Source organism: Chromohalobacter sp. 11-W, from assembly GCF_029889905.1.
Lineage (GTDB): Bacteria > Pseudomonadota > Gammaproteobacteria > Pseudomonadales > Halomonadaceae > Chromohalobacter.
Genome location: NZ_JARANZ010000004.1, coordinates 102,240 through 115,285 on the forward strand (window position 1 = coordinate 102,240; position 13,046 = coordinate 115,285).

Below are 13,046 nucleotides of genomic sequence, written 5' to 3' on the forward strand. Positions count from 1 at the left end.
AGAGGCGGTACGGGGCAGTAAGGTCAGGGCGTGGACTGCGAAGCGTTTTCGAGTCGAGCCGGGCGCAATCGGCGATGTAGCCGGTCGAGGTAGAGATAGACCACCGGGGTGGTGTAGAGCGTCAAGACTTGGCTCAGGATCAGGCCGCCGATGATGGTGATGCCCAGCGGTGCGCGCAACGCAGCGTTTTCATCGGTGCCCAGCAACAGCGGAATCGCGCCGAGAATGGCGGCCAGCGTGGTCATCATGATGGGACGAAAGCGTACCACTGCCGCTTCGCGTATGGCCTCGAGCGCGCTCAGGCCGCGTTCGCGCTCGGCACTGACGGCGAAGTCGACCAGCATGATGGCATTTTTCTTTACTACGCCGATCAGCAGAATGATGCCGATCAGGGCGATGAGCGTGAATGGTGTATCGAGCAGCATCAAGGCGAGCAGTGCGCCGACCCCGGCCGAGGGCAGGGTAGAGAGGATCGTCAGTGGGTGAATGTAGCTCTCGTAGAGAATCCCCAGCACCAGGTAGACCGTCACTAGCGCGGCCAGGAGCAGCCACGGCATGGCTTGCATGCCGCTCTGGAAGGCGCCCGCGCTGCCCTCGAAATCCACCTGCACGGCAGTGGGCAACCGCAGGTCGTCCACCGTACGACGGATGCGCTGGGTAGCATCGCCCAGCGTGACGCCGTCTTCGAGATTGAACGATACCGTGGTGGAGGCGAATTGTCCCTGATGGTTGACGCTCACCGGCGTGGTACTTTCCTCGAGATGACTGAACGCCGAGACGGGTATTGCGTCGCCTGCGTCGTTGATGACGTGGAGTCGTGAAATGGCTTCCGGCGCGCTGCGGTGTTCGTCATCTACCTCGAGGATCACGTAGCGCTGGTTGTCGGCGTCAAACAGGCTGGTGATGCTGCGTTGCGCGAAGGCGTTACCGAGCAGTGTATCAACGTCTTGCATGTCGACGCCGAGGCGCTTGGCGGTATCGCGGTCGACGTTGAGTTCCACGGCTTGGCCCTCGCCCCGGCTATCGCTATCGACACCGGTCAGCCCGTCGACATCCTGCATGGCGTCACTGACGCGCTGGGACCAGGTATCGAGCAGCGCGAGATCGTCGCTCTTGAGGGTGATTTCGTATTGCGTGCCGGTATTCTGTCGGCCACCGATACGGATGTCTTGCAGGGCCATCATCGAGGTGTTGACGCCGGGAATATCGCCCATCGATGCGCCTAGACGATTGCCGATGGCCTGCGTGCCCGCCTCATGTTGGCCCTCCTTCAGGGTGATGAACAAGGTGGCGGAGGCGCCTCCGCCACGGCCGCCCATGAAGCCCAGCACACTATGCACCTCGGGCGCGTCGGACAGACGCTCGCGAATGGTGCGCAACTTGGCCGACATGGCATCGAACGACAGGCTTTGATCCCCGCGCACGAAACCGATCAGTCGTCCGGTGTCCTGCTGAGGAATGAACCCCTTGTCGACGGCGACGTAGAGGTAGCCGTTGAGTACGATCACGCCGACCAGCGAGAGTAGCGTTAAGCGTCGATGGCGCAGGGCAATATCCAGGCTGCGCGTATAAAGTCGCTGACAGCCCTGACCGAAAGCGAGCAGGGCTGCCTCCCAGCGCGGGGGCTGGCGCTCGCGTCCGGGTCGCAACCAGCGCGCACAGAGCATGGGCGTCAGGGTCAGCGACACCACTAGTGAGACCAGCACCGCCAGCGACAGGGTCATCGCGAATTCGAAGAACATGCGTCCGATGAAGCCGCCCATGAACAGCAGCGGCAGAAATACCGCCACCAGGGACACGCTCATCGAGGTCACCGTGAAGCCTACTTCGCGTGCGCCTTGCAGGGCGGCTTGTCGGGATGGCATGCCTTGCTCGATATGCCGGGCGATGTTCTCGACCACGACGATGGCGTCGTCGACGAGAAAGCCGATCGATACGATCAGTGCCATCAGCGACAGCGTGTCGAGCGAAAAGCCCATGACATGCATCATCGCGAAGGTGCCGATCAGTGACACGGGAATCGCCAGGCTGGGAATCAGCGTGGCGCGAGCGTTACGCAGGAACAGGAACACCACCAGGACCACCAGCGCGATGGCCAGCATCAAGGTGAGCTGTGTCTCATGCAAGGAGGCGCGTATGCCGGGGGCACGGTCGAGCTGCACGCTAAGCGAAGCACTTTGTGGCAACTGACTTTCGATGGACGCCATGCGCTCGCGGATGCCGGCGATGGTGTCGATGACATTGGCGCCGCTGCTGGCACTAATGACCAGTAGCACGGCCGGTTGCTCGTTCTGAAAGCCCACGTTGTAGCGGTCTTCCACGCCGTTTTCGATATCGGCGACATCGCTCAAGTGCATCACGGCACCGTTCTCGCCGCGCGCCACGATGAGGTCCTCGAACGCCTCGGCTTGCATTAGCTGCGAGTCGGTGTCGACTTCCCAGCGTGTGGCGGGGGATGCCACAAAACCGGTGGGCGTGCTGGTGGTGGCACTGCGTATTGCATTGGCCACGGCCGTCAACGATACGCCCGCATGCTCGAGCCGACGCGGATCGAGTGACACGCGTACCGCCGGAGAAGAACTGCCGCCGACATTGACGTCGCCGACACCGGGCACCTGCAGGATCGGCGGCGCAATGCGTTCGTCGGCGAGCTGGTAAAGCTCACTGGTGGGCAGCGTGTCGGAGGTGACCGAGAGAATCATGATCGGCGCCGCCGCCGGATTCATCTTGCGATAGCTGGGGCGGCTGGTCATGGCGCTGGGCAGCAAGGGTTGGGCATCGTTGATCGCGGCTTGCACCTCGCGTGCGGCGTCGTCGATATCCTTGTCTAGATCGAATTGCACGACGACGCGCGTTGAACCGTCAGAACTGCTCGAAGTCATCTGCGAGATGCCGGAAATGGTCCCTAGCGAGCGCTCCAGCGGCGTGGCCACGGTGGACGCCATGGTCTCAGGGTTGGCGCCGGAGAGGCTGGCGTTGACCACGATGGTAGGGAACGACACGTTGGGCAGCGGTGCCACGGGAAGACGCTGGTAGGCCAGCAGCCCCAGCAGCACGATGCCCAACGCCAGCAGCGCGGTGCCCACTGGACGACGCACGAAGGGACTGGAAACGCTCACGCATCCACCTCGGTATCCATTGCAGTGTCATGCGCATTGCCACGCCGGCGCCAGCGTTGGGCCAGCCGGTCGAAGAACAGGTAGATCACCGGCGTGGTGAAAAGCGTCAGCAATTGGCTCAGCAACAGACCGCCAACCATGGTCATGCCCAGCGGGCGGCGCAGCTCCGCCCCGTAACCGCTGGCGAGCATCAGCGGCAGTGCTCCGAGCAGGGCGGCGAAGGTAGTCATCATGATCGGCCGAAAGCGCAGCAATGCGGCGCTATGAATCGCGCGATATGCCGACATGCCTTGCGTTCGCTGCGCCTCGAGTGCGAAGTCGATCATCATGATGGCATTCTTCTTGACGATGCCGATCAGCAGGATGATGCCGATGATAGCCACCATGCCCAGGGCGTTGTTACTGAGCATCAGGGCCAGCAAGGCGCCGATGGCCGCCGACGGCAGGGTCGAGAGAATCGTCAACGGGTGGATGTAGCTCTCGTAGAGCACGCCGAGCACGATGTACATGGTGATGACGGCGGCGGCAATCAGCCATAGCGTGTCACGCGTCGAGGTAGTGAACGCCAGGGCGGTACCTCGAAAATCGAGCTGTGTGTCGGCGCTGAGGACGTCATCGCGGGCCGCTTCGACGGCATCGAAGGCATCCGACAGCGAATAGCCGGGCGCGGCATCGAACGACATCAATGCCGAAGGGAACTGATTGAGGCGTTGACGCGATAGTGCGGTGGGTTCTTCCTTGACGCTGACCAGACTCGACAGCGGCACCATGGCGTCGTCACTGCCGCTGACATATAGCCGGGAAATAGCCTCGGGGCCGGCGTCGTCGCCATGCGCTGCGCTCAGCACCACGCGATACTGGTTGGATTGGGTGAAAATCGTCGAGATCAGGCGCTGGCCGAAGGCATCGTAGAGGGCGTCGTCGATGTCGGCGACCGAGATGCCGAGCCGGCTGGCGCGATCGCGGTCGATACTGACCTCGAGCTTGCGACCTGCGTTCTGAAGGTCGGTGGCGATATGCGCGATGGCCGGGGCATCCTCGAGACGTTCGGTCATCGCCGAGACGTCGTGCGCCAATTGGTCGCGATCACCCTGGGTCAAGGCGAACTGGTACGGATAACGGCTGACGGTGTCTTCCAGCGTCAGGTCTTGCACCGGTGTCAATGCCAGGTCGATGCCAGGGACATCGGCAGCGGCATCGAGTAGCCGCGAGACGATGGCGTCCAAGTCGGCGTCGCGCGCGTCCAGGTCGGCCAGGTCGATTTGCAGCCGGCCGCCATTGAGCGTGGTGTTGGTGCCGTCGATACCGATGCTCGAGGCAATATTGGCCACGGCGGGATCGGCCAACAAGCGCTCGGCCAGATCCTGCTGACGCGCCGACATGGCACGGTAGGACGTCGTCTGCGTCGCCGTGGTGATGCCGCGCAAGGTGCCGGTATCCTGAGTCGGGAACAACTGCTTGGGCGTCATCCAGAACAGCACGGCGGTCAGCACGAAGGTTCCCAGTGCCATCCATAGCGTCGCCGTCTGGTGCCTGAGCACCGTGTCCAGGGCGCGTTCGTAGCCACGCGTGAGACGTCCGAAGAGGCCTTGGCGACTGCGCACCATGGCTTCGTCGTCGAGGGGCTGAGCGTCGCCCTCGGCATCGCGGGTGCGGCGCCGCAGCCAACGCGCGCAAAGCATCGGCGTCAGGGTCAGGGAGACGAACGCCGAGATGACGATGGAAATCGCCAGCGTCATGGCGAATTCACGAAACAGCACGCCGACCACACCGCTCATGAACAGCAACGGGATCAGTACCGCCAGCAGCGATACCGTCAGCGAAAGGATGGTGAACGCGATCTGGCGCGATCCCTTGAGTGCTGCCTGCAAGGGCGTTTCGCCGCGTTCCAAATAGCGTGTGATGTTCTCGAGCACCACGATGGCGTCGTCGATGACGAAGCCGGTAGCGATGGTCAGCGCCATCAAGGTGAGGTTGTTGAGACTGAAGCCAGCCAAATACATGGTGCCGAAGGTGCCGACGAGCGACAACGGTACGGCCAGGCTGGGGATCAGCGTTGCCGGTAGATTACGCAGAAACAGGAAGGTGACCATGATCACCAGCGCGATGGCGAGGACCAGCTCGAACTGCACGTCCTCGACGGCGGCACGGATCGTGGTGGTGCGATCGCTCAAGATGTCCACGTCGACGTTGCCCGGCAAGCTCGCCGATAACGCCGGCAAGCGACGCTCGATATCGTCGACGACGCCGACCACGTTGGCGCCGGGTTGACGCAGGACATCGACCAGAATCGTCTTCTCGCCATTGGCCCAGGCCCCGAGTTGCGCGTTTTCCGCGCCGTCCTCGATGCTGGCTACATCGCTCAATCGCAAGGGGGCGCCATTCTCGTACTTGAGGATGAGGTCGCGATAGCCTGCCGCGGAGGCCAACTGGTCGTTGGCCTCGATGCTATAGGCGCGGTAAGGACCATAAATGGTGCCCTTGGCCTGATTGACGTTGGCGCTTTCCACGGCGCCACGCACGCTGGAAAGATCGAGCCCGTGCGCGGCGAGCTGGCGCGAATCGACATCGATTAGCACGGCGGGTCGATTGCCGCCGGACAGACGTACCTCGCCGACGCCGCTGATCTGGGCGAGTTTCTGCGCCAGGCGGGTATCGACCAGGTCGTGGACCTTGGTCAACGGCAAGCTATCGGACGTCACGGCCAGTGTCAGTACCGGCGTATCGGCGGGGTTGACCTTGCTATAGCTCGGCGGACGAGGCAGGTCGTCGGGCAGCAGGGTTTCCGCCTGGTTAAGAGCGGCCTGTACTTCCTGCTCGGCGACGCCCAGGTCGCCATCGAGACCGAATCGCAACGTGATAAGCGACGCGCCACCGGTACTGGTCGAGCTCATGTCCTCGAGGCCGGCGATTTCTCCCAACTCGTCTTCCAGTGGTGCGGTGACGTGGGAAAGCATGACATCTGGGCCCGCGCCGGGGTACAGCGTGGTGACCTGAATGGTAGGAAAGTCGACTTCGGGCAGCGACGATATGCTGAGCAGCCGGTAGGTAAAGGCGCCGGTGATGAGGATGGCCAGCATCACCAGAGAGGTGGCGACCGGACGTAGAATGAACAGCCGCGATGGATTCATGAGGCGTCTCGCGACGTCTGCGTGTCGGCGTCATCGTCAGCCGTCGAAGAGGCGCTGGTTTCTCCCGGTAGGGCGTTGCTGACGACGCGTACCTTGGCACCGTCGCGGAGGCTATCGACGCCGTCCACGACCACGCGCTCGCCTGCCGAGACACCGCTGGCTAGGGCGCTGCGATGATCTTCGCTGGCACTGACGACGACATCGTGGCGGGTCACCGTGTCATCGTCGCCGACGACATACACGAACAGGCCGTCTTGACCGGTCTGAACGGCAGGCGCGGGGACGATGACGCGGTCACGCAGCGTGTTGACCGTCAGCCGCACGTCGACGAAGGCGCTGGGGTAGAGGCGGTCCGCTGCGTTGTCGAAGCGCGCGCGGAGTCGCACGGTGCCGGTGGCGGTGTCGATCTGGCTGTCGATGCTGGTCAGTTGTCCTTCGAGGCGTTCGTCACCCACCGTGGTCACCGAAACGCTGGGCGCGTCTCCTGATGCCAGTTGCTCGCGCAGCGTCGGTACGTATTGGCTGGGCAATGAGAAGACTACCGAGATCGGATCGAGCTGGGTGAGCGTGGCAATGGGATCGTCGTCACCACTGCTGACCAGGTTACCGGGATCGACGTTGCGGATGCCGATGATGCCGGCGTTGGGCGCAGTGATGTCGGTATAGTCCAGCTGCACTTGGGCGCTATCGATATCGGCTCGGTCGCTGGACACGGCGCCTTCGTACTGGCGGACTAGCTGGCGCTGCTGTTCGAGTTCCTGACGGGAGATCGACTGGCTCTGAGCCAGTGACTCGTAGCGTTCGAGGTCCGCGCGGGCCGATTCCAGTTGTGCCTGATCCTGAACCAATTGCCCCTGGGCGGCAGCGAGCTGAGCCTGATAGTCACGCGGGTCGATGGTGGCCAGGCGCTGTCCTTTCTCGACATGCTCACCTTCCTTGAAATCCACCGTGAGCAGTTCGCCTTCGACACGCGGATACACGTCAATGCTCGATAGCGAGCGCACGGTGCCCAGCGCCCCGACGGTAATCTCGAGATCCCCGCGTCGGGCCTCGATGGCGGCCACGGCCGTGCTTCTTTCCTCACCTGTACTTTCGCCACCTGCACTGGCTGGGGCATCGCTTGGCTGATCGTCGTTTTGCCAGTCGGGGATCCACCACACGGCGAGGGCGATCAAGACGACGATGAGTAGGGCGATCCAGAGACGACGAGAGTGGGGCATGACGGGGCATTGATCCTTGTCAGAGACATTCCGGCGCAGAGGCCGCGCGCGTTTTGGGCGGACGCGAGTCACCGGGATAAGAGGCGCATTGTAACGAAAGGTTCCTGTTAACGACGAATCGGTTGGACGATCGTGCACAGTCTAAGGGGGCGGTGGGCAAGAATTAAGGAAGGATAATGCAAAAACACCCGATGCACGTGCACCGGGTGTTCGAGGCGGACGTCATGTCATAAGCAGCGTCATGCCTTGCGGCGTGCCGGTGCGTCATGAGCGACGTAGTAATCGACCTCGGCGGGCGGCAGCGGATCGCGCCCGCGCACCTTGTCGGCCATTTTTTCGGCGATCATGATCGTCGGAGCGTTGAGGTTGCCGGTGGCGATCACGGGCATGATCGAGGCATCGATGACGCGCAGCCCTTCGAGACCATGTACGCGTCCCGCGCCGTCGACGACGGCCATCTCGTCATCGGCATTGCCCATCTTGCAGGAGCCGGCGGGGTGATAAGCGGTCTCCGCATGCTGACGCACGTATTCGTCGAGCTCCGCGTCACTTTGCGCATTCGGGCCCGGCGAAATCTCGCGGCCGCGATATTCGTCCATCGTTGGCTGCTCGATGATCTCGCGCGTGATGCGGATCGCGTCGCGGAATTCCTGCCAGTCCTTTTCCTCGGACATGTAGTTGAACAGGATGCTGGGCGCGGCGTTGGGATCGCGGGATGTCAGGCGGATGCGTCCACGGCTCATGGAGCGCATGGAGCCGACGTGGGCCTGAAAACCATGGGCCTGCACCGCGCTCTTGCCGTTGTAACTGATGGCGATCGGCAAGAAGTGGTACTGGAGGTTGGGCCACTCTTCCTGGTCGTTGGTACGAATGAAACCGGCCGCCTCGAACTGGTTGCTGGCGCCGACACCCTTGCCGAAGAAAAGCCATTCGGCACCGATCTTGGGCTGGTTGTACCACTTGAGCGCCGGATACAGCGAAATGGGCTTCTTGCATTCGTACTGGATGTACATTTCCAGGTGATCCTGGAGGTTTTCGCCGACGCCTGGCAGCGCGTGTACCACGGGAATGTCGAATTCCTTGAGGTGCTCGGGATTGCCCACGCCGGAGCGCTGCAGGATCTGCGGTGAGGCGATGGCACCCGCGCACAGCAACACCTCGCGACGTGCGCGAACACGCTGGGCCTGGCCCTTGCGCTCGTAGCTCACGCCGACGGCGCGCTTGCCCTCGAATTCGATGACATCAGTCGTGGCGTGCGTCTCGATCGTCAGGTTGGGGCGTTGCTTGGCGATATCCAGATAGCCACGCGCCGTGGAGGCACGGCGACCGTTCGGCGTCGTCGTGCGGTCCATGGGACCGAAGCCTTCCTGCTGGTAGCCATTGACGTCCTCGGTGGCCGGGTAGCCGGCCTCGATGCCCGCACGAATGAAGGCGCTGTAGAGCTCGTTGTTGCCTTCCTTGGGGGTGGCCACCGACACCGGGCCATCGCCGCCGTGGTAATCATTGGGCCCGATGTCGCGCGTCTCGGCACGCTTGAAGTAGGGCAGGCACTGCAGGTAGTTCCAGTCCTCCAGGCCCGGCGTCTTGGCCCAGTTGTCGTAATCCAGCGCGTTGCCGCGTAGATAGCACATGCCGTTGATCAGCGATGAACCGCCAAGCCCCTTGCCACGACCGCACTCCATGCGACGGTTGTTCATGTGGGGTTCGGGATCGGTCTCGAATGCCCAGTTGTAACGCTTGCCCTGCAGTGGATACGCCAGCGCTGCGGGCATCTGCGTACGAAAGTCGAAGCGATAGTCGGGGCCGCCGGCCTCGAGCAGCAGGACCTGGACGTCGGGGTCCTCGGTCAGGCGAGTGGCGAGTACGTTGCCGGCAGAACCGGCCCCGATGATGATGTAGTCGAATTCACGAGCCTGTGTCATGAGCGGCCCTCCTTCACGTGGTCGAACGAATGACAGGGATGCGCGCATGGCCGGCTGGAAACACCGGCCATGGTCGCTGCATCAGAACACGGCGGGGAAGGGCCCCATTTCGATCTGTACCGATTTGATCTGCGTGTACTGATCGAGCGACGAGAGGCCGTTTTCACGGCCGATGCCGGACTCCTTGTAGCCGCCCACCGGCATTTCCGCCGGCGAATCGCCCCAGGTGTTGATCCAGCAGATGCCGGCCTGCAGGCGATGAATGACGCGATGCGCGCGGTTCAGGCTTTCGCTGAACAGCCCGGCGGCGAGGCCGTAGCCGGTGTCGTTGGCGCGACGGATGACTTCTTCCTCATCGTCGAAGACCAGAATCGCCATCACCGGGCCGAAGATTTCCTCGCGCACGATGCGCATGTCGTCGCGGCAATCGGTGAACACCGTCGGTGCGGCCCACGCGCCCTGAGCCCAGTCGCCCTGGTCCCAGCGGCCACCGCCGACCAGCAGGCACGCGCCTTCCTGGGCGCCAAGATCGATATAGCTTTGCACCTTTTCCTGGTGCTCGAAGCTGACCAGCGGACCGAAGTTGACCGCCGGATCGAGCGGGTCGCCGGCCTTGATGCGCTCCACGCGCTCCTTGATCTTGGCTTCGAAGTCTGCCTGAACCGAGCGGTGGATGAAGACGCGCGTGCCGTTGGTGCAGACCTGGCCGCTGGAATAGAAATTGGCCAGCATCGCGGCGTCGGCGGCGCGCTCCAGGTCGGCGTCCTCGAAGACGATCAACGGCGACTTGCCACCCAGCTCCATGGTGACTTCCTTGAGCGTCGAACCCGCCGCGGCGGACATGACCTTCTTGCCGGTGCCGGCTTCGCCGGTGAAGGTGATCTTGTCGATGTCGGCGTGGTTGGTGAGCATCTGCCCGACGCGCCCGTCACCCTGGACGACGTTGAACACGCCATCCGGCAGGCCGGCTTCGGTGAGAATTTCCGCCAGTTTCAGGGTGGTCAGCGGCGTGACCTCACTGGGCTTGAAGACCACTGCGTTGCCCGCCGCCAGTGCCGGTGCGGATTTCCAGCAAGCAATCTGGATGGGATAGTTCCAGGCGCCGATGGCGCCGATTACACCTAGCGGTTCGCGGCGCGTGTAGAAGAACGAGTCCTCGCGCAGCGGCACCTGGGTGCCTTCGATGGAGGGCGCCAGATTGGCATAGTATTCCAGCGAGTCGGTGCCGGTGACGATATCCACGGCTTGGGTTTCGCTGATCGGCTTGCCGGTGTCCAGTGTTTCCAGATGGGCCAGTTCATCGTTGCGTTCGCGCAGCAGCGCGACGGCGCGATGCAGGATACGGCTGCGTTCCATGCCGTTCATTGCTGCCCATGTACGCTGGCCTTCGCGGGCCGAGGCGACGGCACGATCGACATCGTCCTGAGAGGCTTGCTGGATGCTCGCCAGCACACTGCCATCGACTGGATTGATCGTGTCGAATGTCTCGCCGGATGTAGCGTCGACGAATCGACCGCCGATATAGAGCTTTTGAGTCTCGAAAGTGGCCATGAGGTCCTCCCGTGTCGTGATTGAAAAGTGTCGAGGCCTGGTGTCAGGCGTTTATCGGCGCTTGATTCGTGGCATGAGCGAGTTGCTCTTCCACATAGTCATAGGCCAGTTGTCGCGCTCGGTCGACATCGATGCCTTGTGGCGCGAGCGCGCCGCGTAACCAGAGCCCATCGATCATTGCGGCCAGGCCGCGTGCTGCCTGCTGTGCGTCGGGCCTTGGCAGGCAGCGTTGGAAGTGGTGACAGATGTTTGAATATAGTCGCCGATCATTGACGCGCTGCAAACGCTGCAGATCGGGACGGTGCATGCTGACCGACCAAAAAGCCAACCAGGTCTTCATGACGATCTTGTTGACCTGGCTGCGGTCGAAGTTGCCGTCGATGATGGCATGCAGGTGTTGGCGTGGGGACTCGACATCGTCCCGGGCACGCCGCTGTGCGACGGCGTTGCCGAGGTCCCAAAGAATCTGACGCATGGTCGATTCGAGCAGCCCGTCCTTGCCGCCGAAATAGTGGCTGATGATGCCCGCCGAGACGCCGGCACGCTTGGCGATCCGCGCGATGGTGGCGTCCGCCAGGCCGACGTCGTCGATGGCTTCCAGTGTTGCTTGAATCAGCTGGCGGCGGCGAATGGGTTGCATACCGAGCTTGGGCACCGAGCATTCTCCTTTGCTGACGTTCTGGGTAGTCCGCTTGCGCACCTCATGAGCTACCCGTCATCGAATCATTATGGAATTTTTTTATTGAACGTTCAATCAATAAAAAATCTGCTATCTTTCCTATGGTAAATGAAATCCATAGTGGAAAAGAATCGCCGAATTCATTTAGCATAAAAAAACGTTATTGAATCGTCATTCAATGACTATATCAACATCAACGCAAGGGAGAATTCCATGTCCAACAAGACCCCATTGATTGCGCTGCTGGGCAGTGCCACGTTGCTTTCACCGCTGGCCATGGCGGACACGCCGGAGGCTTGCCAACCCGTGCGTTTCGCCGAAGTCGGCTGGACGGATATCACCGCTACCACTGCATTGACGCGTGAAGTGCTCGAAGGGCTGGGATATGAAACCACCTCCGATACCGTTTCCGTCCCCGTAGCCTACGCCGGCATGAAGAATGGCGACTTCGACGTCTTCCTGGGCAACTGGATGCCGTCGATGGCGTCGATCAGCGACGAGTACATCGACAAGGGGCAGGTCGATCGACTGGGCGCGAACCTCGAGGGCGCCAAGTACACCTTGGCGGTACCGCAGTATGTCTATGACGCCGGTGTCACTTCGGTGGAAGATCTGGACGATCATGCGGACAAGTTCGGTAGCCGCCTGTATGGCATCGAAGCCGGTAACGACGGCAACGAAATCATCCAGCAGATGATCAGTGACGATGCCTTCGGCCTGGGCGACTGGGAACTGATCGATTCTTCCGAATCGGGCATGCTCGCCGAGCTCAATTCCAGAACCCAGAACGAAGAGTGGATGGTGTTCCTCGGATGGGAGCCGCACCCCATGAACACCAACTACGACATGGCCTACCTGAAAGATGCCGATGACTACTTCGGCCCTAACCTGGGTGGCGCCACCGTGTATACCAACACTCGTGCCGATTACGCCGAGACGTGCGGCAACGTGGGCGAGTTGCTCAATAACTTGAGCTTTACCCTGTCCATGGAGAACGAAATCATGGGCGCGATCATGGATGAGGGCGAAGATCCGCGCGATGCCGCCCGTGCCTGGCTCCAGGACAATCCGGGTGTGCTCGACGAGTGGCTCGATGGCGTGACCACCGTCAAGGGCGAGCCTGGCCTGGATGTCGTGAAGCGCGAGCTCGACATCGACGCCTAAACGTCGGCACCTTGTCACTGCCATGGGCTTGCCAAGCGGCAAGCCCATGTGCATAATTCGCCCCCGTCGCCAAGCTTCCTGCTATGCGATATGTGGCTACGTAGCTCAGTTGGTTAGAGCACATCACTCATAATGATGGGGTCCCCTGTTCGAGTCAGGGCGTAGCCACCACCTCCCATCCCGCAAGTTCCGCTAAATTTCCTGCTTGCCTAAGCAGAGCCTCTCTGTCTGATGCACCTCGTTGGCGTTTTGCTGTGCTA

Annotated in this window: 7 protein-coding genes and 1 tRNA gene; 2 read left to right on the plus strand and 6 right to left on the minus strand. The window is 62.0% G+C overall.

Going from position 1 to position 13,046, the window contains the following annotated elements:
• Positions 1–23: 23 nt before the first annotated feature.
• The 6 genes from OP494_RS07145 to betI all read right to left on the minus strand — a co-directional run bounded on the left by OP494_RS07145 (position 24) and on the right by betI (position 11,598).
• Complete coding sequence (locus OP494_RS07145; RefSeq protein ID WP_280540086.1) at positions 24–3,119, minus strand: efflux RND transporter permease subunit; 3,096 nt, start codon at positions 3,117–3,119, stop codon at positions 24–26.
• Positions 3,116–6,250: an efflux RND transporter permease subunit gene (locus tag OP494_RS07150; protein ID WP_280540087.1), complete on the minus strand. Its 3,135-nt coding sequence runs from the start codon at positions 6,248–6,250 to the stop codon at positions 3,116–3,118. Before OP494_RS07150 ends, OP494_RS07145 begins: the two co-directional genes overlap by 4 nt.
• Entirely contained in the window at positions 6,247–7,470 is a 1,224-nt protein-coding gene (locus OP494_RS07155; protein WP_280540088.1) for an efflux RND transporter periplasmic adaptor subunit, read from the minus strand. Before OP494_RS07155 ends, OP494_RS07150 begins: the two co-directional genes overlap by 4 nt.
• A gap of 239 nt (positions 7,471–7,709) precedes the next feature.
• Entirely contained in the window at positions 7,710–9,392 is a 1,683-nt protein-coding gene (betA, locus tag OP494_RS07160) for a choline dehydrogenase (protein ID WP_280540089.1), read from the minus strand.
• Between the two features lie 81 nt (positions 9,393–9,473).
• On the minus strand, positions 9,474–10,943 hold the full coding sequence (betB, locus tag OP494_RS07165; protein WP_280540090.1) for a betaine-aldehyde dehydrogenase: 1,470 nt from the start codon (positions 10,941–10,943) through the stop codon (positions 9,474–9,476).
• A gap of 43 nt (positions 10,944–10,986) precedes the next feature.
• Positions 10,987–11,598, minus strand: coding sequence for a transcriptional regulator BetI (betI, locus tag OP494_RS07170; RefSeq protein WP_280540091.1), 612 nt, complete (start codon positions 11,596–11,598; stop codon positions 10,987–10,989).
• Positions 11,599–11,835: 237 nt separating this feature from the next.
• On the opposite strand from betI, the gene OP494_RS07175 reads away from it, so the two are divergent.
• Both OP494_RS07175 and OP494_RS07180 read left to right on the plus strand, forming a co-directional pair.
• Positions 11,836–12,786, plus strand: coding sequence for a choline ABC transporter substrate-binding protein (locus OP494_RS07175; RefSeq protein ID WP_280540092.1), 951 nt, complete (start codon positions 11,836–11,838; stop codon positions 12,784–12,786).
• Between the two features lie 94 nt (positions 12,787–12,880).
• Positions 12,881–12,957 (plus strand) — tRNA-Met (locus OP494_RS07180).
• Positions 12,958–13,046 lie beyond the last annotated feature (89 nt).

What these genes read in the sequence shown, in the direction of transcription:
- betA (WP_280540089.1), bottom strand. Translation starts at nt 9,392, where the DNA reads ATGACACAGGCTCGTGAATTCGACTACATCATCATCGGGGCCGGTTCT.
- OP494_RS07150 (WP_280540087.1), bottom strand. Translation starts at nt 6,250, where the DNA reads ATGAATCCATCGCGGCTGTTCATTCTACGTCCGGTCGCCACCTCTCTG.
- betB (WP_280540090.1), bottom strand. Translation starts at nt 10,943, where the DNA reads ATGGCCACTTTCGAGACTCAAAAGCTCTATATCGGCGGTCGATTCGTC.
- OP494_RS07175 (WP_280540092.1), top strand. Translation starts at nt 11,836, where the DNA reads ATGTCCAACAAGACCCCATTGATTGCGCTGCTGGGCAGTGCCACGTTG.
- OP494_RS07155 (WP_280540088.1), bottom strand. Translation starts at nt 7,470, where the DNA reads ATGCCCCACTCTCGTCGTCTCTGGATCGCCCTACTCATCGTCGTCTTG.